Source organism: Nocardia sp. CC227C (assembly GCF_030767025.1).
In the GTDB taxonomy this organism is placed as follows: Bacteria; Actinomycetota; Actinomycetes; order Mycobacteriales; family Mycobacteriaceae; genus Nocardia.
The window spans coordinates 266854-292526 of the sequence record NZ_JASITE010000009.1 but is presented as its reverse complement, the minus strand read 5'-3'; the positions used below and the strand labels follow the sequence as shown (position 1 = coordinate 292526).

28 protein-coding genes, 1 tRNA gene and 1 pseudogene are annotated in these 25673 nt (G+C 68.9%); 17 read left to right on the top strand and 13 right to left on the bottom strand.

What is annotated here, in order from left to right; all coding sequences use genetic code 11:
• From QMO76_RS20575 to QMO76_RS20565, 3 genes are all read right to left on the bottom strand, one after another.
• Positions 1 to 744: AMP-binding protein (locus QMO76_RS20575; protein ID WP_306362943.1), on the bottom strand; the 744-nt coding region annotated here is incomplete at its 3' end.
• Positions 741 to 1502 carry a 3-hydroxybutyrate dehydrogenase gene (locus tag QMO76_RS20570; protein WP_306362942.1) on the bottom strand — a complete coding sequence of 254 codons (762 nt, stop codon included), beginning with the start codon at positions 1500 to 1502 and terminating at the stop codon, positions 741 to 743. The genes QMO76_RS20575 and QMO76_RS20570, both read right to left, overlap by 4 nt.
• Positions 1499 to 2806, bottom strand: a complete 1308-nt coding sequence (locus QMO76_RS20565; RefSeq protein ID WP_372342026.1) for an MFS transporter — start codon at positions 2804 to 2806, stop codon at positions 1499 to 1501. The genes QMO76_RS20570 and QMO76_RS20565 overlap by 4 nt, the downstream gene beginning before the upstream one ends.
• A 217-nt stretch (positions 2807 to 3023) precedes the next feature.
• Between QMO76_RS20565 and QMO76_RS20560 the strand changes: the two genes are divergently transcribed.
• From QMO76_RS20560 to QMO76_RS20545, 4 genes are all read left to right on the top strand, one after another.
• A complete protein-coding gene (locus QMO76_RS20560) occupies positions 3024 to 3953 on the top strand; it encodes a LysR family transcriptional regulator (protein WP_306362940.1) in 930 nt (309 codons plus the stop codon).
• Complete coding sequence (locus QMO76_RS20555) at positions 3950 to 4696, top strand: AraC family transcriptional regulator (protein WP_306362939.1); 747 nt, start codon at positions 3950 to 3952, stop codon at positions 4694 to 4696. Before QMO76_RS20560 ends, QMO76_RS20555 begins: the two co-directional genes overlap by 4 nt.
• An 86-nt stretch (positions 4697 to 4782) precedes the next feature.
• Entirely contained in the window at positions 4783 to 5136 is a 354-nt protein-coding gene (locus QMO76_RS20550; RefSeq protein WP_306362962.1) for a DUF3703 domain-containing protein, read from the top strand.
• 96 nt (positions 5137 to 5232) lie between these two features.
• Positions 5233 to 5309: transfer RNA gene (locus QMO76_RS20545), tRNA-Pro, on the top strand.
• 258 nt (positions 5310 to 5567) lie between these two features.
• On the opposite strand, the gene QMO76_RS20540 is transcribed toward QMO76_RS20545, so the two are convergent.
• The 3 genes from QMO76_RS20540 to QMO76_RS20530 are packed head-to-tail and all read right to left on the bottom strand — an operon-like array spanning position 5568 to position 8618.
• Positions 5568 to 6704, bottom strand: a complete 1137-nt coding sequence (locus QMO76_RS20540) for an FAD-binding oxidoreductase (RefSeq protein WP_306362938.1) — start codon at positions 6702 to 6704, stop codon at positions 5568 to 5570.
• Positions 6705 to 6717: 13 nt separating this feature from the next.
• On the bottom strand, positions 6718 to 8205 hold the full coding sequence (locus QMO76_RS20535; protein WP_306362937.1) for an NAD(P)/FAD-dependent oxidoreductase: 1488 nt from the start codon (positions 8203 to 8205) through the stop codon (positions 6718 to 6720).
• A complete protein-coding gene (locus tag QMO76_RS20530) occupies positions 8202 to 8618 on the bottom strand; it encodes a nuclear transport factor 2 family protein (RefSeq protein WP_306362936.1) in 417 nt (138 codons plus the stop codon). Before QMO76_RS20530 ends, QMO76_RS20535 begins: the two co-directional genes overlap by 4 nt.
• A gap of 124 nt (positions 8619 to 8742) precedes the next feature.
• On the opposite strand from QMO76_RS20530, the gene QMO76_RS20525 reads away from it, so the two are divergent.
• Positions 8743 to 9306, top strand: coding sequence for a PadR family transcriptional regulator (locus QMO76_RS20525; protein WP_306362935.1), 564 nt, complete (start codon positions 8743 to 8745; stop codon positions 9304 to 9306).
• A 126-nt stretch (positions 9307 to 9432) separates the two neighbouring features.
• Here QMO76_RS20525 and QMO76_RS20520 read toward each other — a convergent pair.
• Positions 9433 to 10262, bottom strand: a pseudogene (locus tag QMO76_RS20520) (AMP-binding protein); the annotation flags it as partial.
• Positions 10263 to 10306: 44 nt separating this feature from the next.
• On the opposite strand from QMO76_RS20520, the gene QMO76_RS20515 reads away from it, so the two are divergent.
• The gene (locus QMO76_RS20515; protein WP_306362934.1) at positions 10307 to 10474 is read left to right on the top strand and encodes a hypothetical protein; all 168 of its coding nucleotides are present in this window, start codon (positions 10307 to 10309) and stop codon (positions 10472 to 10474) included.
• Positions 10475 to 10578: 104 nt separating this feature from the next.
• Here QMO76_RS20515 and QMO76_RS20510 read toward each other — a convergent pair whose 3' ends face one another.
• Complete coding sequence (locus QMO76_RS20510; RefSeq protein ID WP_306362933.1) at positions 10579 to 11076, bottom strand: helix-turn-helix domain-containing protein; 498 nt, start codon at positions 11074 to 11076, stop codon at positions 10579 to 10581.
• Positions 11077 to 11129: 53 nt separating this feature from the next.
• On the opposite strand from QMO76_RS20510, the gene QMO76_RS20505 reads away from it, so the two are divergent.
• From QMO76_RS20505 to QMO76_RS20490, 4 genes are all read left to right on the top strand, one after another.
• The gene (locus tag QMO76_RS20505) at positions 11130 to 12116 is read left to right on the top strand and encodes an acyl-CoA thioesterase II (protein WP_306362932.1); all 987 of its coding nucleotides are present in this window, start codon (positions 11130 to 11132) and stop codon (positions 12114 to 12116) included.
• Positions 12117 to 12130: 14 nt separating this feature from the next.
• Entirely contained in the window at positions 12131 to 13531 is a 1401-nt protein-coding gene (locus tag QMO76_RS20500) for an MFS transporter (protein ID WP_306362931.1), read from the top strand.
• 185 nt (positions 13532 to 13716) lie between these two features.
• Entirely contained in the window at positions 13717 to 14106 is a 390-nt protein-coding gene (locus tag QMO76_RS20495) for a hypothetical protein (RefSeq protein WP_306362930.1), read from the top strand.
• Positions 14103 to 14513 (top strand): MerR family transcriptional regulator, encoded by a 411-nt coding sequence (locus QMO76_RS20490; RefSeq protein WP_306362929.1) that lies wholly within the window; start codon positions 14103 to 14105, stop codon positions 14511 to 14513. The genes QMO76_RS20495 and QMO76_RS20490 overlap by 4 nt, the downstream gene beginning before the upstream one ends.
• A gap of 46 nt (positions 14514 to 14559) precedes the next feature.
• On the opposite strand, the gene QMO76_RS20485 is transcribed toward QMO76_RS20490, so the two are convergent.
• Entirely contained in the window at positions 14560 to 15858 is a 1299-nt protein-coding gene (locus QMO76_RS20485; RefSeq protein ID WP_306362928.1) for an MFS transporter, read from the bottom strand.
• Positions 15859 to 15994: 136 nt separating this feature from the next.
• On the opposite strand from QMO76_RS20485, the gene QMO76_RS20480 reads away from it, so the two are divergent.
• The gene (locus QMO76_RS20480; protein ID WP_306362927.1) at positions 15995 to 16660 is read left to right on the top strand and encodes a metalloregulator ArsR/SmtB family transcription factor; all 666 of its coding nucleotides are present in this window, start codon (positions 15995 to 15997) and stop codon (positions 16658 to 16660) included.
• 147 nt (positions 16661 to 16807) lie between these two features.
• On the opposite strand, the gene QMO76_RS20475 is transcribed toward QMO76_RS20480, so the two are convergent.
• Positions 16808 to 17383, bottom strand: a complete 576-nt coding sequence (locus QMO76_RS20475) for a hypothetical protein (protein WP_306362926.1) — start codon at positions 17381 to 17383, stop codon at positions 16808 to 16810.
• A 189-nt stretch (positions 17384 to 17572) separates the two neighbouring features.
• On the opposite strand from QMO76_RS20475, the gene QMO76_RS20470 reads away from it, so the two are divergent.
• The 3 genes from QMO76_RS20470 (at position 17573) to QMO76_RS20460 (ending at position 19815) form a co-directional block, all read left to right on the top strand.
• Positions 17573 to 18307: a Crp/Fnr family transcriptional regulator gene (locus QMO76_RS20470; RefSeq protein ID WP_306362925.1), complete on the top strand. Its 735-nt coding sequence runs from the start codon at positions 17573 to 17575 to the stop codon at positions 18305 to 18307.
• Positions 18308 to 18409: 102 nt separating this feature from the next.
• Positions 18410 to 18925, top strand: a complete 516-nt coding sequence (locus tag QMO76_RS20465; protein ID WP_306362961.1) for a redoxin domain-containing protein — start codon at positions 18410 to 18412, stop codon at positions 18923 to 18925.
• 5 nt (positions 18926 to 18930) lie between these two features.
• Positions 18931 to 19815 (top strand): cytochrome c biogenesis CcdA family protein, encoded by an 885-nt coding sequence (locus QMO76_RS20460; RefSeq protein ID WP_306362924.1) that lies wholly within the window; start codon positions 18931 to 18933, stop codon positions 19813 to 19815.
• Between the two features lie 116 nt (positions 19816 to 19931).
• On the opposite strand, the gene QMO76_RS20455 is transcribed toward QMO76_RS20460, so the two are convergent.
• On the bottom strand, positions 19932 to 20327 hold the full coding sequence (locus QMO76_RS20455) for a hypothetical protein (protein ID WP_306362923.1): 396 nt from the start codon (positions 20325 to 20327) through the stop codon (positions 19932 to 19934).
• Positions 20324 to 20674 (bottom strand): DUF427 domain-containing protein, encoded by a 351-nt coding sequence (locus QMO76_RS20450; RefSeq protein ID WP_306362922.1) that lies wholly within the window; start codon positions 20672 to 20674, stop codon positions 20324 to 20326. The genes QMO76_RS20455 and QMO76_RS20450 overlap by 4 nt, the downstream gene beginning before the upstream one ends.
• A 247-nt stretch (positions 20675 to 20921) precedes the next feature.
• Here QMO76_RS20450 and QMO76_RS20445 point away from each other — a divergent pair, with 247 nt between their 5' ends.
• From QMO76_RS20445 to QMO76_RS20435, 3 genes are all read left to right on the top strand, one after another.
• Positions 20922 to 22541 (top strand): radical SAM protein, encoded by a 1620-nt coding sequence (locus QMO76_RS20445; protein ID WP_306362921.1) that lies wholly within the window; start codon positions 20922 to 20924, stop codon positions 22539 to 22541.
• On the top strand, positions 22538 to 23386 hold the full coding sequence (locus QMO76_RS20440; protein WP_306362920.1) for a class I SAM-dependent methyltransferase: 849 nt from the start codon (positions 22538 to 22540) through the stop codon (positions 23384 to 23386). The genes QMO76_RS20445 and QMO76_RS20440 overlap by 4 nt, the downstream gene beginning before the upstream one ends.
• Positions 23387 to 23657: 271 nt before the next feature.
• On the top strand, positions 23658 to 24950 hold the full coding sequence (locus QMO76_RS20435) for a hemolysin family protein (protein ID WP_306362919.1): 1293 nt from the start codon (positions 23658 to 23660) through the stop codon (positions 24948 to 24950).
• Positions 24951 to 25032: 82 nt separating this feature from the next.
• Here the strand turns inward: QMO76_RS20435 and QMO76_RS20430 are convergent, their stop codons facing one another.
• On the bottom strand, positions 25033 to 25620 hold the full coding sequence (locus tag QMO76_RS20430; RefSeq protein ID WP_306362918.1) for an NADPH-dependent FMN reductase: 588 nt from the start codon (positions 25618 to 25620) through the stop codon (positions 25033 to 25035).
• Positions 25621 to 25673: the final 53 nt, after the last annotated feature.

Here is a 25673-nt window from a genome sequence, read left to right as displayed (position 1 = left end):
GGTCTCGCCACCCGCCGATGCGTCCGCCCACGTCACCGCCTCCGGCACGGCGTACCCGAGCCGCGACACCGCGACCGTGGCCCGCACGCTCGGCAATCCCGCTCGTACCGCCGCGATCTCGGCCCGCCGGTCGTGTTCCTTGCCGCCGTAGCGGTATCCGTCGGCGGTCACCAGCACCACCGGTTCCAACTGACCGAGCCGGTCCAGCGCCGCCTGCGGGGAGTAGTCCTGCCCGCAGGCGCTCCAGACCGCGCCGATACTCGCGGTGGCCAGGAAGGCGACGACCGCTTCCGGAATATTGGGCAGGTACCCGACGACCCGGTCCCCGGCCCGCACCCCGTGTGCCCGCAGTGTGCGGGCGAAAGCATCGGTGCGCGTGAGCAGTTCGGTCCAGCTCAGCTCGCGCACGGGTGCGTCCTCGGCGATGTCGAGAATGGCGGGTCGGTCGGTGCGGGCGTGGCGCAGTACCTGATCGACGTAGTTCAGCCGCGCCTCGGGGAACCACCGCGCCCCCGGCATGGTCGGCTCGGCCAGTGCCGGACCCGGCACCTCGCCGAGATCGAAGTACTCCCATACGGTTCGCCAGAATCCGGCGATATCGTCCACCGACCACCGCCAGAGCGACCGGTAGTCGGGCAGCTCCAGGCCGGTTCGGGTGGTGACGAAGCGTGCGAAGTCGGTGATGCGCGCCGTCGCGATATCGGTCGCGCTCGGCGTCCACTGCGCCGCGGTCGTTTCGATCATCGCGCGCTCCACCCGCCGTCCATGGTGTAGGACGCGCCGGTCACCATGCCCGCCGCGCCCGAGGTGAGCCAGCCGACCAGCTCGGCGACCTCGTCGGGTTCGATGAGCCGTTTGATCGCGTTCTCGGTCAACAGGATTCGCTCCACCACATCCTGCTCGGGAATGCCGTGCGCGGCGGCCTGATCTGCGATCTGCTTGTCCACCAGGGGAGTGCGCACATATCCGGGATTGACGCAGTTGCTCGTCACCCCGTGCGGGCCGCCCTCCAGTGCGGTCGCCTTGGACAGCCCCTCGAGGGCGTGCTTGGCGGTGACATACGCGGATTTGTACGCCGACGCGCGAATCCCGTGCACGGACGAGATATTCACGATCCGCCCGAACCCGCGCTCGTACATGGCGGGCAGCGCCGCGCGGACGAGCAGGAACGGGGCCTCCACCATGAGCGCGAGCATGGCGCGGAACCGCTGCGGCGGAAAGTCCACCAGCGGGCTCACCGTCTGGACACCGGCATTGTTCACCAGGATGTCCACGTCGAGTCGCAGGTCCTCGAGCGCCGCGACGTCACCGAGATCGACTTCCCAAGCGCTGCCGCCGATATCGGCGGCCAGATCCTTGGCCGCGACGCCGTCGATGTCGGCGACGGTGACCGTCGCCCCGCGCCCGGCCAGCTGCCGGGCGCAGGCCGCGCCGATCCCACTCGCACCGCCGGTCACCAGTGCGGTGCGGCCGGTCAGATCGCCGGTGGCCGAGCCGCTCACGCGCGCACCGCCTTCGAATCGGTCGAGGTGGCCAGGTCGCGGGCGTCGGCGCGATCGAGCTCGGCCAGGTCCGCGCCCTTGGTCTCGCGGGCGAAGTACACCGCGACGAGGGTGACCGCGCAGGCCAGGGCCAAGTAGATCGCGATCGGGACCGATGAGCCGAAGCTGTCCAGCAGCTTCACCGCGATGATCGGCGCGAGCGATCCGGCGACGATCGAGGTGACCTGATAGCCCAGGGACACACCGGAATACCGCATGCGGGTCGGGAACATCTCCGCCATGATCGCGGGCTGTGCCGAGTACATGAAGGCGTGGAACACCAGGCCGAGCACGATGGCGAACAGGATGACCGCATTGTGCTCGCTGTCCATCATGGGGAAGGCGAAGAAGCCCCAGGTGGCCGCGGTGGCCGCGCCCACGAAATAGACCGGCCGCCTGCCGAATCGGTCACTGAGCCGTCCCACCATGGGGATCACCGCGAAGTGCACCGCGTGCGCGGCCAGCAGCCACCACAGGATCACCTTGGTGTCGGCCCCGACCTGCACCTTCAGATAGGTGATGGAGAAGGTGACCACCAGATAATAGAAGATGTTCTCGCCGAACCGCAGCCCCATGGCGGTGAAAACCCCACGCGGATAACGCTTCATCACCTCGACCGCGCTGAATCCGGTGGCCTTCTCCTGCTCGGCCTGCTGCTGCGCGGCCAGGAAGATCGGCGCGTCGGTGATCTTGGTGCGGATGTAGTAGCCGATCAGCACCACCACCGCCGAAAGCCAGAAGGCGACCCGCCAACCCCAGGACAGGAACGCCGCATCCGAGAGCGTCGAGGTGAGCACCAGCAGTACGACGGTGGCGAGCATATTGCCGATCGGCACCGCCGCCTGCGGCCACGCGGACCAGAAGGCGCGGCTGCGATTCGGGCTGTGCTCGGCCACCAGCAGTACCGCGCCGCCCCATTCGCCGCCCACCGCGAAGCCCTGGATGAAGCGCAGCGCCACCAACAGCGCCGGGGCCCAGTACCCGATCTGCCCGAAGGTGGGCAGGCAGCCCATCAGGAAGGTCGCCGCGCCCACCAGCAGCAGGCTCAGCTGCAACAGCTTCTTGCGCCCGTACTTGTCGCCGAAGTGCCCGAAGACCACGCCGCCCAACGGCCGTGCCGCGAAGCCCACGGCGTAGGTGACGAATGCCGCGAGGATGGCGTCGAGTTCGCTGGTGTTCTCGGAGAAGAACACCTTGTTGAACACCAGCGTGGCCGCGGTGCCGTAGAGGAAGAATTCGTACCACTCCACGACCGTCCCGGCCATGGAGGCCGCCACCACCCTTCGGAGTCCGGTGGGGGCGGGATCGGATCCCGGCCGCGGCCCGGCTACGCCGACGCTCATCGCACTTCTCCTTACCGTTCGGCCGCATCACCCCTCATCTGTGATGCGGCCCACAAGATTCGAACTGTTCAGAGTATTCGTGCACATTTCTCCGCCCGCAATGCCCACTTTCGCACCAGGTATCTGCAAAGATGCAGAAATGGTCGTGACCTCCGCCACTCCGCGCCCCAATGCGGATGACCTGCTCGTGCTGCTGGCCGTCGGTCGCACTGGGCGCTACGTCTCCGCGGCCGAGGAGTTGGGTATCAACCACACCACCATCTCCCGTCGCATCGCCGCGCTGGAACAGGCGTTGGGCGGCCGCGTGCTGACCCGCGGTGCCGGTGGCTGGGAACTGACCGATCTGGGCCGGGAGGCCCTGAACGCCGCCGAATCCATCGAATCCGCGGTGCGTTCGCTCGCGCCGGACGCCCGGGGCGAACGCGCCCTCGAGGGCGTCGTACGCCTCTCGGCCACCGACGGTTTCAGCGCCTACCTGGCCGCCCCCGCGGTCGCCGACGTCCGGCGTCGGCACCCCAAGGTCGCCCTGGAGATCGTCGCCGCCACCCGCCGTGCCTCGCTGCAACGCTCGGGCCTGGATATCGAAGTGGTGGTGGGCAAACCGCAGGTCCGCCGCGCCGAACTCATCCGCCTCGGCGATTACGTCCTCGGCCTCTACGGCTCCCGCTCCTACCTCGCCGAATACGGCGCGCCCGCCACCCTCGACGACCTGACCGGCCAGCCCTTCGTCTACTTCATCGACTCCATGCTCCAGGTCGACGACCTCGACCTGGCCGCCGCCTTCGCCCACGGCATGCGCGAATCCATCTCCTCCACCAACGTTTTCGTCCACGTCGAGGCCACCCGCGCCGCGGCCGGGCTGGGTCTGCTGCCCTGCTTCATGGCCGACCGCCACGCCGACCTGGTTCGTGTCCTCCCCGACCGGGTGGGCGTCCGGCTGTCCTACTGGCTCGTCACCCGCCCCGAAGCCCTGCGCCGCCCCGAGGTCGCAGAGGTGGTCGACGCCCTGCGAGCCCGCGTCCACGCGGAACGCGACATGCTGCTCGGCACCGTACTGCCCACGCGGTGAGGGGAGTTCGCGGCATGTGGTCGGGGACGGTCAGGGTGCGGGCCGGGATGCTCGAGTTGAGCGGGCAGATCGGTACCGCCGCACCGCACGCGCACCGCACCGTGCAGGTCGTCATCGCGCATGCGGGGGAGTTCACGCTGGCCGACGCGCACGGCACCGCACGCCGCGCCCGGGCGGCGCTCATTCCGCCCCATCGCACGCACGCCGTCGTCGCGGGAGTGCCCGACGGCATGCTCGTCCTCGTGGATCCGGACTCCGCCACCGGGCGGCGGCTCATCGGCCGCACCGCCGACGCCGACGACCTCGACTCCTGGATCCGCGCCGCGAGCACGCTGCTCGATGACCCGACGTGGTTGCGGGACGGCCGATTTCACGGTGTGGCGGATCCCGGTCCCGCCCCGCACCGCCATCCGGCCGTGAGCCGGGCGGTCGCGCTGTTGCGCACCCGTCTCGACTCGGGCCCGCTCCGCCTGTCGGACATCGCCCGTGCGGTGGACCTGTCGGAAAGCCGGCTGGCCCACCTGTTCACGGCCGAACTGGGCCTGCCGTTCCGCCCCTACGTCCGCTGGCTGCGCATCCTGCGCGCCATCGATCTGGTCGCGGCGGGCAACACCCTCACCGCCGCCGCCCACGGCGCGGGCTTCGCCGACAGCTCCCACCTGAACCGCGTCTGCCACCGCATGTTCGGCATCGCCCCCTCGGACTTCCGCGACGTCCGCTGGATCATCGAACCGACCTCGTAGCAGGTTCGTCCAAGCGCTGCCGCCACGTTCGGACGAGGCTGGTCGACGACAGAACCACTGCCCCACAGGAGGATTCCGTGGCCCCCATGCCGCCCACCGTCCGCGCCGCCTTCGAATCCGAACTCGACACCGCCCACCGCGCCACCGACCCCGCCACCAGCTGGCACGCTCTGGAACGCGCCCACATCCTCTCCCAACACTGGCCCTGGCCGCACACCCGCGCCCACTGGCACATGCTCCGCCTCGCCCTGCGCACCCACGACCGCCCCGAAGTCCGCGGCCAGATCATCCGCCTGGCGGTAGCGGGCATCGGCTCCGCCCTCGGCCGCGCCCCCCTCGGCAACACCGGCCGCACCTCCGTCGGCATCACCACCCCCATGCCGATCCCCGCCGACCTAGCCCGCATCCTCGCCGACGGCGGCATCACCGTCACCCGCTGACCCCTCGCACCTCCCGAACACACCGGCACCAGCCCGATTAGGTGAATCCACCCCTCTTCGAGGTAATCTCATCCGGCACCGCGACAGCGGTAGCCACGGGCTGTGGCGCAGCTTGGTAGCGCACTTGACTGGGGGTCAAGTGGTCGCAGGTTCAAATCCTGTCAGCCCGACCAGCGGCCTTACCTGAACCAGTGACCGAGAAACGTGTGCGTTTCCTATCTCGCCCTGGCCGAGTTGTGGCGCGTGCCGCTGTTCCCGCTGGCCAATCACGGCGCGGCTGTCACCGATGCGGGCGACAACGGGCGGGTCCAGGTGTCCTCTGCGCCGGGCAGATCCAGCGCGTGTGCGATGACATCGGCGCGCTGCTCCACCCCCATCACACCCTCACGTCGATGAGGGAGGTTGTGCGGGCCGGTCGATTCGGCGGGAACTCACAGCTCGACTTCTACGTCGCTGATCGGATAGGCCACGCAGGAGTGTGTGTAGCCGAACTGCGCGTCCGACAGCCGCAGCGCGGCTTCGGTGGCGGTGTGTACCTCGCCTTTGACGATGCGCACCCGGCACAGGCTGCATTCGCCGGAGCGGCAGGCTGCCTCGGGACGAATGCCGTTGTCCTCCAGCGCGTCCAGCAGTGGGCGGTTGCGCGGGGTGCGGAACGAGGTTCCGCGCACGGTGACCGTCACCTCCTCTGCGGGATCGGCGCCGGTCGGCCAATGATGTTGGGCCGTCGGGTCGCTGGGAGCGCCGTTGGCCTCGAACCGAATCCGCTTGCGGGGGTGTGCGAGTGTGGTGAGCTGGTCGAGGGCGTAGGGGTAGAGCGCCTGCGGGCCGCACACGTACACCATGCGGTTATTGAGTTCACCGGCGAGGGCGGTGATGGTGTCGGCGGTGAGAAACCCGGTGGCACCGGTCCACGCGGCATCGGGTTCGGCGATCACATGGTCGACGGTGATACCGGGGTGCGCGGCTGTCAGGGTGTCGAGTTCGGCGCGGAAGATCACATCGGAGGCCTCGCGGGAACCGTAGATGAGGTGAAATGTGCGATCCAGACCGAGGTCGACGATCTCGCGCAGCATGCTCATCGCCGGTGCGACCCCGGAGCCGCCGGCGAGGAAGACGACGTCGTCGCCGTGGAAGAGCGGATTGTGGTGGAAGGTGCCCATCGGCCCGGTGGTGGTCAGCACCTGTCCGATCTGCACGGTGTCGATGAGCAGGTTGCTGATGCGGCCGTTGGGCACGCGACGCACGGTCAGGTCGTAGTGGCGTCGCTGGGCCGGGGAGGAGGAGATGGCGTAGGGGCGGCTGGTGCCGTCGACGAATACGTTGACGTACTGTCCGGCCAGGAATGGCGGCAGGTCGACTTGGTCGACACCTTGCATCCGGAAGGTTGTGGTGGTTGCGGTCTCGGCGATGATCTCGGCCACGGCCAGTTGTAGTCGTTTGGGGTGGTAGGTGTCGACGGTGGCGCGGGTGTCGGCGAGGTGGTCGCGGGTGTCGGGGATGCGGGCGTCGATTTCGGCGAGGATCGCGGCCGCGCCGTCGAATCGTTGGGCGAGAGGGTGTTTCACGACTGTTCTCCGTTCACGCGGCTTTGGCGCGCAGCAGGCGGCGGGCGACGCGCGCGCCCGCTTCGAGAGTGGGTTGGAAACCGCCGATTCCGGCCCAGGACCCGGCCAGATACAGTCCGGGGACATGGGTTCGGCGTTCGCTGTTGCGGAACAGCCAGCCCTCGGTGGCGTCCTGGTCGTAGCCGTAGATCGCCCCGCCGGGGTGGCCGAGATAGCGCATCATGGTCAAAGGCGTTGCGACGTCGACTTCCTCGATGGCGTCGCGAATGCCGGGGGTGATGGTCTCGCACAGGTCGAGCAGGGTTTCGGCGTAGGCGAATTTGGTGCGCGCGTACTCGGAAGGTTCGACGTTGCGCCAGATGTCGGCGTACTGCAGGGTCATCAGGCTGATGTGGGTGGCTCCGGCGGGGGCGAATCCGATGGGCGCGACATCGTAGGAGCTGACACAGATTCCGCGGGCGGGCTCGAACGAGCGCCACGACGCGTAGGTGCGGTCGTCGTCGCTGTCGCGGTTGACGAACGTGGTGCTGGTGGTGAACCCGAGCTCGGCGGGAGAGGCGTCCAGGCCCATGTGCAGCACGAATCCGGAGACCCCGATTCGCCTGGTGGACAGGTCGTCTCGTACCGGGGCGGGGATGTCGATGCCGTCGAGCATGCCGTAGGTGGTGGGCAGTGAGGCATTGGAGATCACGTCGTCGGCGGTGATCTCGGTGCCGTCCTCGAGCCGCACCCCGAACGCGCGCCCGGCGGTGGTGAGGATGGCCTCGACACCGGTGTTGAACCGCACCTCCCCGCCGGCGTGCAGGAACGTGTCGAGGATGGCCGTGGACATGGCCTGTGAGCCGCCTCGCACATGCCAGGGCTTGAATTCGAAGTAGGCGAACAGGGTCAGCGCCAGGTCCTGGAACGCCAGCTTCGACGGGGGTTGCCCGAGGTAGGTCCAGTAGATGCCGAGTGCGGTCTTGAGCCGGTCATCGTCGAAGTACTCGTCGAGCACGTCCTTCAGCGGCCGCACCCCGTAGGTGAACAGCACCGGGTCGAGCTGTTCGACCGGCATACCGCGCATGGCCGCGATCTGCCAGAAGGTCACCTGCTTGATCAGGTCGAAGAATCGCGCCGCCCGGTCGCGGTTGCCGGGGAACTCGGCCTCGATGGCGTCGATCGCGCCGTCCCAGTCCGCGGGCAGGGTCACATCCAACCGGCCGGGGATCACCGCGCGGTACAGGTCGTGTTCCCGCACGAACTCCAACTTGTCGGCGATGCCGAGCTGCGTGAACAGTCCTTCGCGCAGGGACAGCGCCTGGTCCTCCACACCGACACCGGACAATTGATGCAGGGCGACCTCGAACTCGAAACGTCCGCGCCGGAACGAGGTTCCGCACCCGCCGGGCACATTGTGGCGCTCCAGCAGCAGGGTGCGCGCGCCCGCGCGCTGGAGGGTGGCGGCGGCGGTCAGTCCGGCATTGCCCGCGCCGATGACGATCGCGTCGTAGTCGTTCACGCCTGGGCCCCCTCGCGGGAGAGTTGTGCGGTGGCCTCGGCCTTGATGCGCTCGTACTGCTCGGTCATCCGCGCGGCCAGCGCCTGGGCCGCCGAGAGCGGGCGGACCATGACCATGAACTCGTCGATCTTGCCGGCATCGTCGATATGCAGGAAGTCGCAGCCGGTGATCTGCCTACCGTCGATGGTCGCCTCGAACACGAACGCGTGGTCACGTCCGCCCGAGTCGGCGATCTCCCGCACGTAGCGGAAGTCCTCGAAGACACCGATCACGGCGCGCAGGATGGCAGCGGTGATCGCCTTGCCGCGGTATGGCTGGAACGCCACCGGACTGGTGAACACCACGGTGTCTGCCAGCAGCGCCTCGACCGCGGCCTCGTCACGAGCCTCCACGGCCGCTCGAAAGGGATGCATTCCCCTCACCTCTCGCACTAAATTAGTTGAATAGGTAACTCGAACCGTAGCGGGAGAGAGCGGACGTGTCCAGGCGCGCAAGGACAAAAAGTTGAATAATCTCGATGCGTGCTAGATTGGGTGGATGGCGCTACGTAACGCGGTGTTGGCCGCCCTGCTCGACGGCGAGGCGTCCGGCTATGAGCTGGCCAAGAGCTTCGATGCCTCGGTCGCCAACTTCTGGATGGCGACGCCGCAGCAGCTGTACAAGGAGTTGGAGCGGATGGCCGCCGACGGGCTTATCGAGACCCGCGTGGTACAGCAGGAGCGTCGCCCCAACAAACGCCTGCACACCATCACCCCGGCCGGACGCGCGGCCTTGCGCGAATTCATCGACACGCCTGCCAAACCCACCGCCATCCGCGACGAGATGATGGTGAAGGTCCAGGGCATGGACGCCGACGAAGCTCCGGCGGTGCGGGCGTCGGTCGCCGAGCGGATCGAATGGTCGCGGGCGAAACTGGCCCGCTACGAACGTCTGCGCACCCGGCTATTGGACGGCCGCAGCGAACACGCCTACCTCGCCGAGGTCGAGCGGATCGGCCCCTACCTGACACTGTTGCGCGGAATTTCCTTCGAGCAGGAGAATATTCGCTGGGGTGAGTTCGTCCTGGGGGCGATCGATCGGCGTATCACCGCCTCCGCGTAGCGACCGGGATTTGCTGTGCGGGGTTGCCGCCGACCCGGCCCGCGGGTCGGTGGCAACCGCGGTCGGTGAGCGGTTCCAGGTCGCGCAAGTCCTTCCGCAGGATCTTGCCGGTGACTGATTCGGAATGGTGTCGACGACCGCGATATCGCCCGTACGCGGGAATTCGTCGTCGTCGAAGACCTCGGCGTTGGCGGCATCATTGCCGAGGTAGCCGGGCATCATGTTGGGCCCCTTGCAGCACAGCTCACCGGGAGTGCTGAGTCCTGTTTCGGGGTAATCGATTTCGATTCCCGTCCGCGGATGCCGTGGCTGGCCGGGCTCATCTCGGTGATCCCGTAGCCTTGATGGACCCGGCAGCCCAACCGTGCGGCGAGGGCGTTGCCCATTCGCCGTCCAGAGCGGCCGCGCCGGACATGACCACCCGCACGCTCGACAGGTCGTGGTCGTCCACCCGTGGGTCTTTGGCCAGTGCTACCGCGATCGGCGGCGCGATCATCAGATAGGTGCACCGCTGGGTCGCGCTGATCCGCGGGAACTCCGCCAGTTCGAACCGGGCCATCGTGACCAGCGTCGCCCGCCGACGCAATGCGGTGTCGAGGATCAGGTTGAGCCCGTAGATGTGGGAGAAGGGCAGCACGGCCATGATCCGATCTGTCGCGCCCATCCGGGACAGCGGTTCGACCTGACAGATATTCGCCACCAGATTCCGATGCGTCAGCAGCACCTCCTTGGGATCGCCGGTCGTTCCCGATGAGTACGGCAGTACCGCCGGATGCGTCGCCGGGTCCACCTGCCCGCAGCACACCGTGCAGCACCGCGGCGAAAGCGGGCACGTTCGGCACGTGCACCACAACCACCCCACCGACCTCCAGCCCTCGCGCGACCAGCGCTGCGGCCACGGCCTCGACCTGATCGCGCAACGCCCGATAGGTCGTCTCGGCGCCGGTCGTCCCATCCGCTCACGACACCGACGCCGATCTTCGTCAGCAGCCACGACCACGTGGTCGACCCGTCGTCGGCGCGCAGGCTCGCCGACCGCTGCGACGGACCCGTCACGGTGCGCGAACTTGCCCGCTCCTACCATGTCGCACTCCTCGACTACGACGCCGAACAGATCATCACCGAGTCACTCGCATTCGCTCGCGACCGATTCAACGGCAAGTGGTAGCAGGTTCACATCCTGTCAGCCTGACCGCGGCGTGACGGAGTTTGTCGTCCTCGGCATCGAAGGCGGGCGGCTGCGGGCCGAGCCGTTGTTGTTCACAACGCGGTCTAGGGCCCCTCAGGTCGAGTGGCGGGGGTGTGGGGGAGTAGGTCGGGGGTGTGGGCGCCGGGGCCGAGGGCTGGGCGGATGTCGCGGGCGGTGAGCGGGTCCCCGCATTCGGAGCAGACCGGTTGGACGGTCATGGTGTGGGCGCAGGTTACGTGGACGGCTTCGACGGGCGGGCCGTCGGGGGCGGACCAGGTGTCGCCCCATTGGCGCATGGCGGTGAGGACCAGCCAGAGGGAGCGACCCTTGTCGGTGAGGTCGTAGTCGTAGCGGATCGGGTTGTCCTGGTAGGGCGTCCTGGTCAGGACGCCGTGGGCGACAAGATGCTCCAGGCGTTGGGTGAGGACGTTGCGGGCGATGCCGAGGCGGGTGCGGAAGTCGTCGAAGCGGGTGACGCCGAAGAGGGCGTCGCGGACTATCAGGAGGGTCCACCATTCGCCGACCACTTCCAGGCATTGGGCGATGGAGCAGTTCATGTCCTCGAAGCTGGTTCGGCGCATGAGGAAAGCCTAGTCGGTTGCTTGAAGAGACTCAGTGGCCTATGGTCCGTTTCATGATGCAACTCACTGGGCGGTCGGTGCGGACGGTGTTCGCGCTCACCGAGACCGGGCCGCGAGCCTGGGAGGCGACGGTTGACGGAACCTGGCGCGGGTGGACGGGTCCGCACGGTGGCGTGATCGCCGGGCTGTTGGTGGAGGTGTCGCGGATGGCCGCACCTGATGGGGGCGCGGTGCGGGCGGTCGATACGCGGTTTCTGGGGCGGCCCGGGGAGGGCAGGTTCCGGTTCGACGCGACCGTGCATGCGGTGGGTCGGAGCACCACGGTCGTGGATGTGACGGCGCGCCAGGGCGGGGCAGCCGTGGTGGCGGGAACGATCACGCTGGGGCGGATCGGAACTCGCGGGCGGCAGCCGGATCGGGTGGGGGCGGATGATGCGAAGTCCGGGTCGTCGTCGACAGCTGCTTCCCGTGCGACGCAGGCAGTTCGGGGCAGGGAGTCCGCCGCAGGAGTCGGCCGCGGCGAGCCCGCGGGCGTCGCGCACCGTGATGGGCGCGGAGATCCGTCGGGGCGCAGTGGGACCGGCGCCCTCGAGCGTTCGAATGTGGAAGCGATCGACGTCCCCGCTCCCGAGCGGTGTGCCCGGTTCGCCCTGCCGCCGGAGATCGTGCCCGTGGGCGCGCATCTGGATATTCGCCCGGCGGCTGGGCCGTTGCCGCTGACCGGGTCGAGTGAAGCCTGGATGTGCGCGTGGATCTCCCTGGTTCCGGAGCTGGACACCGATGCGGCGGCGCTGGCAGTGCTGGCGGATGCGCTGCCGCCCGGGATCTTTCCGATGCTTCGGGCGCCGTTGGCGGTTCCGACCGTCGCCATGTCGCTGTATCTGCACACCGATCTCGCCGCGGCTCCGGCGCAGCCGGTGCTCGTGAAGGCTGCCAACGTCTCGACCTCGGGCGGCTGGTCGGTGGATGATGTCGATATCCGGGATCGCGAGGGTCGTCTGCTCGCTCAATCCCGGCAGACACGTCGGGTGCTCGGATGAATCAGGAGCGCTCGGTGAACAGTGTTGTGGTGGAGAAGAATCCGCGCACGGTGTCGCCTCGGGCCGTGCTGGGGATCGTCGCGGTCGGGGTGCTGCTGTCGAGCCTGGATCTGTTCATCGTCAATATCGCGCTCCCCGAGATCGCCGCGGATTTCGCCGGGTCGGAGATCTCCGGGCTGTCATGGGTGCTCAATGCGTACGCGATCGTATTCGCCGCGCTGCTGGTGCCCGCGGGGCGGCTGGGCGACCGAAGCGGTAGCCGCACCACGTTCCTGATCGGGCTTGGGGTGTTCGTACTCGGATCGGCCCTCTGCTCGGTGGCGTGGAATACCGGTGCGCTGGTGGCGTTTCGCGTGTTGCAGGCGGTCGGCGCGGCCGTGCTGACCCCGTCCTCGCTGGGGTTGGTGCTGGCGGCGACGCCGCCGGAACGTCGGGCCATGGCGGTGCGATTGTGGGTGGCCTTCGGCGGGCTCGGGGCGGCGCTGGGGCCGGTTCTCGGCGGGCTGTTGGTCGAAGTGCATTGGCGCTGGGTGTTTCTGGTGAATGTCCCGATCGGGATCGTGGCATTGGTGGTCGGGCTGCGGCTGCTGCCGAATCCGGCCGGGGACGGCGGGAGACTGCCGGACCTGTTCGGTGCGCTCACGCTCATCGGCTCGGTGGCGGCGTTCATTCTGGCGCTGGTCAAGGGTGAGGATTGGGGCTGGGTCTCGGCCGGTGTGCTGGGCGGTTTCGCGGGGGCCGTCGCGCTGGCGGTCGCGTTCGTGATGTCGTCGCGGGCACATCGCAGTCCGGTCGTCGATCCGGCCCTGCTGCGATTGCCCAACTTCGCCCTGATGATCGGCAACGCACTGCTGTTCAATATCGCTTTCGCGGGCATGCTGCTGTCGGCGGTGCTGTGGGCGCAGCAGGTGTGGGGATGGTCCGCGCTGCGGACGGGCCTGGCGATCGCGCCCGGACCGCTGGTGGTACCGATCGTGGCGGTGCTGGCCGGACGGCTCATCGCCAAGCTCGGAGTCGGCTCGGTGATCGCCGCGGGCGGTATCGTGTTCGCGGCCGGAATCCTTTGGTGGGCAGCGGCGATCACGCTGACGCCGGACTATGTGGGAGGACTGCTCGGCGGTATGTTGGTGACCGGCCTCGGCGTCGGCCTGACCATGCCGACCAGCTTCGCCGCGGGCACGGCGGCCCTGCCCCCGCAGCGCTTCGCGACCGGATCAGCGGTGCTGAGCATGGCTCGACAGTTCGGATTGGCGATCGGCGTAGCGGTTTTCGTGGCGGTACTGGGCTCGCCCGCTGGACCGGACGCCACCCTCGAGGCCTACCGGCACGGTTGGTACGTGATCGCGGGCGCGGCGGTGCTGGCTGGTCTGGCCGGATCGGCAGCCCGGATGCCGCGACCGGTCTCCGCGTCGTGACACGCCGAGGTACCGGTGTCGTCGTACCACCGGGCCGCGACGGCACCGGTGCATCCGCGACGGCGGTTCACCCGACGTACTGTCGGGCTGTGTTCGGACCGTCGGGGTTGCAGCCGGTACCCGGGTACAGGCTTAGCCTGGGTGTGCGGGTCGAGTGGCTCTCGGCCAGGCGGGAGGTGCAGGTCATGGCTGATGAATCGCTGACTAGCGGTGACGCGGATACCGATCCGGCAGCGGCTGGTTCGCCGGATGGATCGTGGGTAGCCGTGGACGCGTGCTCGCTGCCCACCGAGCGGCAGCCGTTGCGGGTCGCGGAGTTCGATGCGCTCTTCCGCGATGCCGTGCGGGGTGTCGACCGCGTGTCGCCGACGCGGCTGCGGCTGGAAATGGACGCCGCCGCCGAATCGCGGGCTCGTGAGCTGGCGGCGAGGGAGTCGGGCTGCTGCTCGTTCTTCGCCTTCGAATTCACCACGGCTGGCGAGCGATCGGTGCACATGGTGATAGAAGTGCCGCCCGAGCGAGTCGACGTGCTCGACGGGCTGGCCGCACGGGCGCGCGCGGGCAGGCCGGCATGACGGGGCTGCGGACCGGGGAGGTGGCGCGCGCGGCCGGAGTGAACATCCAAACCTTGCGCTACTACGAGCGGCGCGGGCTGCTGGCCGAACCGGACCGCTCCCTGGGTGGACATCGGCTCTATCCGGAGCGGACGGTGAGCGTGCTGCGCCTGATCAAGGCCGCCCAGCGGCTCGGGTTCACCCTCGACGAGATCGCGGATCTGCTGGGGGCCACCGGGGTCGGGCGGCGGCCGGGTGTGGGGTTGCGCGCGCGAACCGAGGCCAAGCTGGCCGAGGTGGACACCGCGCTGGCCGAGCTCACCGCCAGACGCGATACGCTGCGCGCGGCGGTCGCGGCCGGGTGCGACGATCTGTTGGCGTGCCGCGAATCGCCCTCTTGCCCATTGCCTTTGGCTGACGACGCCTGAGCTGGGAGCGCGTGCGGGTTCGCGGCGGCCGGTTCGGCCGATCGCGTCAGGTGTGGCTCTCGCCGGTGGCCGTGGCCGAACGCGCTGGGCGGTCACCGTTGTGCCGGGCGGTGAGCGCGGCAGCCGGGACGACCGCCAGTGCGAGCACGCCGCCGACCAGTGCCAGGGTCGGATAGCTGGTGGCGGCGACCATGAGCCCGGAGCCCATGCCGCCGGTAGCGCCGGCGATGGCGATGGAAACATCCACCGCGCCTTGGGTTTTGGCGCGGGTGGCCAGGGGGACGGTGTCGGTGATGATGGCGGTTCCCGCGACCAGGCCGAGATTCCAGCCCAGCCCGAGCAGGGCGAGCGCGAGGGCGAGCAGAGCGATGGAGTCGCCCGGGGCGAAGCCCGCGAGCAGGCCCGCGGCCAGCAGTGTCACCCCGGACGCCGCGGCGACGGGCAGGCGGCCGTAGCGGTCGACGAGCCAGCCGGTCAGCGGGGACGGCAGATACATCGCGCCGACGTGGATGGCGATCACCAGTCCGGCCGCGGCGGTGCCGTGTCCGTGGTGCAGCATGTGCACCGGTGTCATGGTCATGATCGCCACCATGACCAGCTGTGTCACCGCCATGACGAATCCGCCGATGGCGATGCCCGAGCCGGAACTCTCCGCCGCCGGGAGTTCGGTCGTGGTCGAGTCGGTGACCGGGTCGTCCGTGCCCAGGGTGCGTGCCAGCAGCAGGGGGTCCGGGCGCAGCCACACCGCCAGCACCGCGGCGGCCAGCGTGTAGGCCGCCGCGGCGAGCAGGAACGGTCCGGCCAGATACGGAATGCCGACGGCCTCGGCGAGGCTGCCGGTCGGCGCGGCGAGATTGGGGCCGACGACACCGCCGAGCGTGGTGGCGACCAGTACGGTCGAGACGGCGCGGCCGCGGTGCGAGACGGTCGCCAGATCGGCACCGGCGTAGCGCGCCTGCAGATTGGTGGCGGTGCCCGCGCCGTAGACGAACAGGGCGACGAACAGCAGGACCGGATTGTCCGCGACGGCGGCGGCGATGACGCCGACACTGCCGACCGCGCCGGTGAGGTATCCGGCGGCCAGTCCGGGACGGCGACCCCGGGCGTGCGACAGCCGCCCCACGGCGACGGCGGCGAGCGCCGAACCCGCGGTGAACAGCGCGCTGGGCAGCCCGGCCAGGCTGGTCGAGCCGAGCATGTCCTGGGCCAGCAGTGCGCCGACGGTGATTCCGGCGGCCAACCCCGCGCCGCTGAGGATCTGCGCCGACACCAGTACGGTCAGCACGCGGCGTTGCGCGCGGGCGATATCGGGGGAGGCGGCGGTAACGGTGGTGCTGTGGGACACGAGAGCGTTCTTTCCTGGCAGTGGTGAAGCGGCGCATCCGCTCGGGTGGTCCGAGTGGCGCATATAATCGCACCATCCGATGTTGTTCCAAAGAACTATGGAATAAGCTATCCGACAGCGTATTGGAGAAGCAAGCGTGAGTGAGCCCACCGGCCGCAAGGCGGCCCTGTTCGACGAGATCGCCCGCGTCGGCAAGGCGCTGGGCAATGGCCGCAGGCTGCAGATCCTCGACCTGCTCGCACAGGGGGAGCGCACCGTCGAGGCCGTCGCCACCGCGACGGGTATGAACCTGACCACCGCGTCGGCCAATCTGCAGACGCTCAAGGCGGGCGGCCTGGTGCAGGCCCGCCGCGACGGCACCCGCCAGTACTACCGCCTGGCCGGAACCGATGTCGCCCGCCTGTTCGCCCTGGTACAGACCGTGGCCGAAGCCCATCTGGCCGATGTCGCCGTCGCCGCGGCCGCCGTGCTCGGCGCACCCGAGGACGCCATCACCCGCGACGAACTGATCCGCCGTCGCGACGCCGGCGAGATCACCCTCATCGACGTGCGCCCCCGCGAGGAGTACCGGGCGGGCCACATCCCCGGCGCGATCAATATCCCGCTGTCCGAACTGGACACCCGCCTCGCCGAACTCCCCACCGACCGCGACATCGTCGCCTACTGCCGCGGGGCCTACTGCGTCATGGCACCGGACGCCGTCCAGATGGCCCAGCGGTCCGGGCGGGACGTCAAACGCCTCGACGAGGGGATGCTCGAATGGGCACTGGCGGGCCTACCGGTGGAGCGCATGTCGCAATAGGCCCCACACCAAGGGCGAACGCGATTCAGGGCAACGTGCGTATCTGCCCGTCACACGCCGCGCCGCCGCTGCGCTGTGGCTGAACGGCGGATCCGCGCCGCCGGACGGTGGCGGTCGGACGGAGCGGGGGCCGTCCGACCGTGAGGATCAGCGACGCCCGGTTCGCCAGGCGAGCATCATGCCGAGGGCTGCGCCGAAGAGCAGGTGTTCGGCGATGAAGGTCGGGTAGCCGACCATGCCGGCCATATCGCGGATCGGTTCGCCGCCGCCGAATATCGCGGCCGCCAGCGGCAGGCCGATCCAGGTGCTGATCGCGAAAACGAGCAGGCCCCAGACGATTCCGGCCATGGTGAGGACGGGCAGGCCATGCAGTGCGGTGACGCGGGCGATGACGGCGAACAGCGCGCCGTACACGGCGCCGACCATTATGTGGATGACCGCGCCGAGGACGGCGGGGCCGAAGGAGAAGTAGAACAGTGAACCGGCGCCCGCGCGTTCCACGGAGGTCATCATGGTGTCGGGGGCGATGACGGTGCTCGCGATGTGGTACAGCGGGGTGAAGAAGCCGGTGTTCTGGTAGGTGGCGGCGGCGATCATCGCGTAGGCGGCCATCACCATGGCCGCGGCGACGCCGAGGAGGGCGCCCCATCCGGCGGCGATGCCGACGGCCTGCCCGGTGCGGGTGCTCGAGGAGAACGAGCTGCTGGAAGCCGAGGTGGCCATGACGAACAATCCTCTCGATCCGGTGTCTGCGGTGTCACCTCGAGCCAACTCCGATCGGCCGGGATACCGCGCCTGGATTGTCAGGCGCGTGACAATGTCGGTGTCGCGGTCGTATCAGCTGTGCGACAGTCGGGGCGGTGTTGCTCGGTGGCGGTCGCGAGGCACGACGACGCGAAGCGAGAGGATCCGATGAGTCGATTGGAACGGCCGTTCACGCAGCTGGTGCGGGCTGTCGGGGGAGAGGCGTACTCCGATGACCAGTTGCGGCAGGCCGCGTGGATCGCTCGGTGTGTGGGCCGCGGCGAGTCGGCTCCGCTGGGGCCCGACGATCTGACCGCGCTCGCGGACCTGTTGGAACTGCGGATAGTGCCGCCCGGAACGGTGCTGTTCACCGCCGGTCGCCCCACCGATGGCGTGTGGGTCGTCCGGCACGGGCGGGTCGAGTTGTCGGTGGGTTCGGGGCGTCGGCGCGCCGTTGTCGATGTGTTGCGGCCGGGAGACGTCGACGGGGACATTGCGATGCTGCTGGATATGCCGTTCATGTACACCGCGCGGGCACTGACGGATACGACGTGCCTGTTCCTGTCACGGGCGGCGTTCGAGAAGCTGCTCGCGTCGCGACCGGCCATTGCCCGGCGCTGGTTGTCGAGTGTCGCCCAGCGCACCGCGGCGGCGCAGAACCGGCTGTTGAGCATTCTCGGTCGGCCGCTGCCGACCCAGGTGGCGCAGTTGCTGCTGGACGAGTCGGTCGACGGGAAGGTGCCGCTGGCCCAGCGCACCCTCGCGGCCATGATCGGGGTGCAGCGGCCGTCGTTGAACAAGGTGCTCAAGGATTTCGAGCGCGACGGATTGATCGGCACCGGCTACGCGGCGATCGAGATCAGGAATCCGGACCGATTGCGTGCGATACAGCGACGATCCTGACGGGGGCGGGGAGTGGCTTGTGGCTGTGATGATGAGCGTCCAGGATACCCATCCACCGACCGGAGGTTACCGATTGTGAAGACCCTTCGACTGCTGCTGCCGATGCTCGCCGCCGTCCTGGTGGCGGCCGGATGCGGTGACGGCACCGAGGACGCCGCGTCGACCACGACGGCGGCGGCCGGCAACGCGACGTCGACGACCGCTGTCGCGGATGCTCCGGTGCCCAAGGAATTGCGGTTCACCGCCCAGACGATCGACGGCGCGGAGTTCTCCGGGGCCAGTCTGGCCGGGAAGAAGGCCGTGCTCTGGTTCTGGGCCCCGTGGTGTCCCACCTGCCAGCGGGAGGCCCCCGGTGTCGCGGCCGCGGCCGCCGCCCACCCGGATGTGGAGTTCGTCGGTGTGGCCGCGCGGGACGAACTGCCGGCCATGCGGGCCTTCGCCGACGAGCACGGCCTGACGTTCACCCAGATCGCGGATCTGGACGGTACGGTGTGGCAGCGGTTCGGGGTGACCGCGCAGCCCGCCTTCGCCTTCGTGAGCAAGTTCTCCGATATCGACATGGTTCCGGGCAGTCTGAGCGAGGACGAGATCGCCACGCAGATCAAAGCTTTGGGCTGAGTGCGGTGGACACCGACGTGCTCGGATTCGCGCTGGCGGCCGGGCTGGTCGCGGCGGTGAACCCGTGTGGATTCGCCCTGTTGCCGGGCTACCTCGCCCTGGTGGTGGCCGGCGCGGGGGATGCCGAACCGGGGCGGCTCGCGGCGCTGGGCCGGGCACTGGCCGCGACGGTAGCCATGGCGGTGGGATTTCTGCTGGTCTTCGGCGGGTTCGGGCTGGTGATCTCGCCGCTGGCGGTGTCGGTGCAGCGCTATCTGCCCGCGGCGACGGTGGTGATCGGGGTGGTGCTGGTGGGCGTCGGCGTCTGGCTGCTCAGCGGTCGCGATATCGCGGTGGCGCTGCCCAAGCCGACGCGCGGCGCGCCGACCGCCCGGCTGGCGTCGATGACCGGGTACGGCGTGGCGTACGCGATCGCCTCGCTGTCCTGCACGATCGGACCGTTCTTGGCCGTCACCAGCAGCACCTTCCGCAGCGGGTCGGTGCTCGGCGGCATCGCCGCCTATCTCGCCTACGGTTTCGGAATGACGCTGCTGGTGGGCGTTCTGGCGGTCGTCGTCGCGCTGGCGGGCGCCGTCGCGACGGCGTGGACACGAAAACTGTTGCCCTACATCGGCAGAGTCAGCGGCATCCTGCTCGTTCTCTCCGGGGTGTACGTCACCTACTACGGAATCTACGAGTTGCGACTGTTCTTCGGCGACGGTGACGCCGACGATCCGGTGATCGTCGCCGCCGGACGTATCCAGGAGGCGATCAGCCGCTGGGTCGGCGACCTCGGATGGCGGCCCCTGCTCGCCGTTGTCGTGGCGGTGTTCGTGATCGCGGGAATCGGCTGGCGGGTGGTCCGAGCCCGTCGCCGAGGTGTTCCGGATACCGATGGCTCGCTGTCTTGACGCGCTGTGCCCGGCTGAACAGTCGACTATGGGGAGTACGGGCGTGCGGTTGACGAGATGGTCGAGCCGGCAGGCGATTCCGGGTTCTCGCGCCGACGTGTCGCCCGGGGTTGCGCTCAGGCGAGGGTTCCGAGCCAGGTGGTGACGGCGTACAGGACGGCGTAGGTGCCGACCGCGATCACGACGACGATGAGCAGCCGCCATTTCAGCTTCCGGACGCCGTCGAGGCTGCACTGGTCGCGGCGGCGCAGCGACCACCAGACCAGGGCGATCAGTACCGCCAGGCCGCCGAGCCGGAACCACCAGGCGTAGTTGTCGTACAGGTCGTCGGCCCAGGCCAGGGCGGTCGCGCCGCTGACGATACCGAGCAGGGCGAGGACGGTGGGGCCGACGCAGCACAGGATGCCGACGAGGCCGGAGGTGATCCCGATGCGCCAGGAGGGCAACCGCTCGCCGGTGCGGTGCGGTCGCCTTCGGGGCGCGGAGTCGACGTGTGCGGGCCTGTCTGTCATCGCCTGCCCGTTCCGGTCAGCCGCGCGAGCAGTCCGCCTGGTTTCTTGACGGTCTTCTCGGGCGTGCCTTCGACACGTACGCCGTTCCAGAAGGCGACGTGGTTTGTGATCCTGCGGGCGAGCGGGCTCGGGTGTGGGTAGTACCAGGCCGCGCTCGGGTTGACCGAGTCGCCGACGGTGATGGTGTAGTAGGACGCCAGTCCCTTCCACGGGCACAGGGTTTTGCCGGTGCTGTCGCTGAAGTGCTCCCGGCGCAGTGATTCCGGCGGGAAGTAGTGGTTGCCCTCCACCCGCACGGTGGTGGGGGATTCGGCGATCACGGTGTCGTTCCATATCGCGCGCATCATCGGATCCGCACCTCCTGTACTTCGAGTGTCCCCCCATCCAAGCGCGTGCGTCCGGACCCGCACCGGTGAAGTGTCAGGGCGCTGACAGGATCGGCGGGCATCTCGTCGGAGCGCGGGTCGGCGGGTGGCGATCGGTGCGACACTGTCAGCAGAGCAACAGTCTCGGTGACGTGCGCCCGGTCGCCGGATTTCGATGGTCGTGACCGCTGGTGGCCGCCGATTGCGGCAGGAGACGACGGGAGACCGCGTGGCTGTGGAGCGTACCGATCGGGACGAGGTGTTCGTCGAGTACACCAAGAGCATCTGCCCGGTGTGCAAGGTAGTGGTGGACGCCCAGGTCAATATCCGCGACAACAAGGTGTACCTGGGCAAACGCTGCCGTGAGCACGGCTGGTTCGACGCCTTGGTCTACGGCGACGCGCGGAAATACCTGGAGTTGAGCCGGTTCAACAAGCCGGGCACGCTGCCGCTGGAGTTTCAGACCGAGATCCGAGACGGCTGCCCGTCGGACTGCGGGCTGTGTCCGGATCACAAGCAGCACGCCTGTCTGGGCTTGATCGAGGTCAATACCGGGTGCAATCTGGACTGCCCGATCTGTTTCGCCGACTCCGGTCACCAGCCCGACGGGTATTCCATCACCGTCGAGCAGTGTCAGCGCATGATCGACGTCTTCGTCGCCGCCGAGGGCGAACCCGAGGTCGTCATGTTCTCCGGCGGCGAACCCACCATTCACAAGCGGCTGCTCGAATTCGTCGATATGGCCCAGGCCAGCCCGATCCGCACGGTGACCATCAACACCAATGGCATCCGGCTCGCCTCCGACCGCGATTTCGTGGCCGCGCTCGCCGAACGCAATGGCCGCGGCGGCAAGGTCGTGAATATCTATCTGCAGTTCGACGGCTTCGACGAGCAGACGCACCGGCGCATCCGGGGCCGGGACCTGCGGGCGATCAAGCAACGCGCCCTGGACAATTGCGCCGCGGCCGGATTGACCGTCACCCTGGCCGCCGCGATCGAACGCGGTCTCAACGAGCACGAGATCGGCGCGATCGTGGAGTTCGGATTGGCGCATCCGGCGGTGCGCGCGGTCGCCTTCCAGCCGGTCACCCACGCCGGGCGGCACATCGAATTCGATCCGCTGCAGCGGATGACGAACCCGGACGTGGTGAACGCGATCGCGGAGCAGTTGCCGCGGTGGTTCACTCCGGCCGATTTCTTCCCGGTGCCGTGCTGTTTTCCCACGTGTCGGTCGATCACCTACCTGATCACCGACGGCACACCGGGGGATTTCGACTACACCGTGGTCCCGCTCCCGCGGTTGCTGGCGGTGGAGGATTACCTCGACTATGTGTCCAATCGTGTCGTGCCCGATTACGAGATCCGGGAAGCGCTCGAGAAGCTGTGGAGTGCTTCGGCTTCGGTGGGAACGCCGAGCACCGACGAGAAGCTCGTCCGCGCCGCCTCCGAACTCGTCTGTGGCCCGGGCGGCTGCGGCATCGACCTGCCGCGGGCCGCTCGGGAGCTGGCCGATCGGGCGTTCATGATCGTGGTGCAGGACTTCCTCGACCCCTACACGCTGAACGTGAAGCAGTTGATGAAGTGCTGCGTGGAGGAGATCACCCCGGATGGCCGGCTGATTCCGTTCTGCGCCTACAACAGCGTCGGTTACCGCGAACAGGTCCGGGCGGCGATGACCGGTGTCGCGACACCGGATCTGGTGCCCAATGCCACCGAACTGGGTCCGCTGCTGACCCGATCACCACACGGGTCGATGACCGCGCGGGAGCCACGAACCCTGCCGCTGATGTCGGACGACACCGGCACCGATGTGGGCACCCGGGCGGTGCCCCGGGAGGGGTATCCGTGACCGGTGATCGCGAACCGGCGGCACTCGGCGGCGCATCGCCCGCCGCCATCGGCTCGTTGTCGGGGACGGAGTTCAAAACCTGCTGTGCCGACGGGTATTCGCGCGATGTGGTGGCGCTGCTACTCGGCGAGTCCTTCCATCCGGGTGGCAGCCGGCTCACTCGTCGGCTCGCCGACCGCCTCGGTCTGCGTCCGGCCCGGCGGGTGCTCGATGTGGCCAGCGGTCCGGGCTCCACCGCCCGGCTGCTGGCCGCCGAGTACCGGGTGAGGGTCGAGGGTATCGATCTCGCCGCGGCCACGGTGGCGCGCGCCACGGCCGCCGCCGAGTGCGCCGGACTGGGGGATACGGTGCGGTTCCGGTGCGCGGACGCGGAGGCGATCCCATTCGAGGACGGCGCCTTCGATGCCGTCGTGTGCGAGTGCGCACTGTGTCTATTTCCCGACAAGTCGCGTGCCGCAGCGGAATTCGCGCGGATGCTGCGCCCGGGCGGTCGCGTGGGAATCACCGATGTGACCGTGAGCGGTTCCGGCCTCCCACCCGAGTTGACCGACCTGGTCTCCCATATCGCGTGCATCGCCGACGCACGCCCGGCAGCCGCCTACGCCGACCTGCTGACCGGAGCCGGACTGCGCGTGACGCTGACGGAGCATCACGACCGCGCCGTCGCCACCATGCTCGACCACATCGAGGCCCGCCTGACCCTGCTCCGCATCACCGCGCCCGCACCCCTCGCCGAACGAGGCATGACCCGGTCGGTGATCAGCCGGTATCTGCACATCGCGCGGGACGCCGTCACCGAAGGCCACCTCGGCTACGCCCTGATCACCGCCGAGAAGCCGCACTGACCGGGTAAGCCGCCGTGCACACGGCGCGACGGCGTGGCAGCGGATTCGGATCAACTCGTATCGACCCGGGTGCCCGTATGGACATCAGCGCCGGTTCGCGGACCCGCTCGGGCCGTCGCGCGTGGCCCGCGCGTACCGGCGGTCGCTCCGAAGGCTGCGGGCTGGCCGGCGACTACACTCGGACTCGAGCACGTGCGTGCTTCCGGCGGTGAAAGGATATGCGCCACCACGACGGGGCCGACCGTACGAGGCGTGAGCCGAGGGGGCGGCCATGACCGCGGACACGCTTGTGAACGTGGCGATGGTGCTGGTGTTCGTGCTGGTCGGCGGTGTGTTCGCCGCCGCGGAGATCGCGCTGGTGTCGCTGCGGGAAAGTCAGGTGCGTTCGCTGGCCCGGCGCAGCCGCCGCGGGGCTCGTACCGCGGCATTGGCACGTAATCCGAACCGGTTCCTGTCCGCGGTGCAGATCGGGGTCACCGTGGCCGGCTTCTTCTCGGCCGCCTACGGAGCCTCGACGATCGCGCCGGACTTCAGTCCCGCTCTGCGGGGGTGGGGACTGTCCGAGGCAGCGGCGAATGCGGTCGCGCTGATCGTCACCACGCTGGTGATCGCGTACCTGTCGCTGATTCTCGGCGAGCTGGTCCCGAAACGGATCGCATTGCAGCGGGCGACGGCGGTGTCGCTGGCGACGGCTTCGCCGCTGGACCGATTCGCGACGGCGATGTCGCCGGTGATCTGGCTGCTGTCGGTGTCCACGAACGCACTGGTGCGTGTCCTCGGCGGCGATCCCGGGAACCGCGGGGAGGAGATGACGCCCGAGGAGTTGCGGGAGTTGCTGACCGGCCACGGTGGCATCCCCGATGCGGAGCGCGAGGTGTTCGCCGAGGTCTTCGATGCGGGGGAGCGCAGTCTCGCGCAAGTGATGCGGCCCCGGACGGAGGTGGACTTCCTCGCTGCGGATACGGCCGTGAGCACGGCCCGCGAGCAGGCGATCGGGGCCGCGCACAGCCGTTTTCCCGTCTGCCGGGAGTCCCTCGACGATGTTCTCGGGTTTGTTCACCTGCGCGATCTCCTGCGTGCCGACGAACGTGAGCACCCCACCGTGGCCGACCTGTGCCGACCGCTGCCGCATCTGCCGGCCTCGAGATCCGCGCTGTCCACACTCGGGCTCATGCGCCGCGAGAACACACAGTTGGTGCTGGTGGTCGACGAGTACGGCGGTACCGCCGGCATCGCCACCCTGGAGGACATCGTCGAGGAGATCGTCGGCGAGATCGGTGACGAATTCGATCCCGTTTCGGTGGCCCTCGACCGTCCGGGCAGGGCGCGGACGCACCACCGCATCGACGGACTGCTGATCGTGGCGGACGCCGAGCGCACTCTGGGCATCACACTGCCCGAAGGGCCCTACGAAACGGTGGCCGGCTGCGTGCTGCACCATATGCAGCGGATCCCCCGCCTCGGTGAGGGTGTCGTCATCGCCGGGCATCGGTTCACGGTCAGCGAAATGGACGGCAGGCGGATCGCCGCGCTGCGGGTGACACCGCAGCGGGGCGAACGATGAGCCGTGGACGCTGTCCGAGCACGGGCGATCACGAGGGCAGGCCGATCCGGGTGCCGACCGCGAGCACGACCGGGCACACCGCTCACGCGGTGTACGGGCGGGCGGCGCGGGCGTCGCGGAGGGCGTGCCCCCACCAGGCCAGCTGGTCGAGAAACGATTTCGCGGCGCCGTCGGTGGCGGTGGTGTCGATCGGGCGGCCGTTCTCGTCCCAGGTGTCCCAGAAGTTGGCGAAGGAGATCGCGTTTCGGATCGATACCGCGTGCACCTCGTTGAACACCTGACGCAGCTGTTCGACGGCGAACAGACCGCCGCCCATGCCGCCGTAGGAGACGTATCCGACCGGTTTGGCGCACCATTCGTCGAAGAACCAGTCGATGGCGTTCTTCAGCGCGGCCGGATAGCCGCGGTTGTACACCGGGGTCACGACCACGAAGGCGTCGGCCGCGGCGAGCCGCGGGGAAAGCGCGGCGACCTCGGCGGGCAGGGTCTTGTCGTCGTCGCCGTTCATGACATAGGGCAGCCGGGTATCGGCCAGATCCACCACGTCCACTTCGAAATCGGTACGGGCGGAGGCATGTTCGGCGATCCACCGGGCCGGGGTGGGTCCGAAGCGGTCGGTGCGGGTGCTGCCGATCACGACGGCCAGGCGCAGGCAGGCGGGGGTGGTCATGGCATTTCTCCTCCGGTGAAGCGGGCCGGTCGGTCCGGCCTCGGTGACGACAT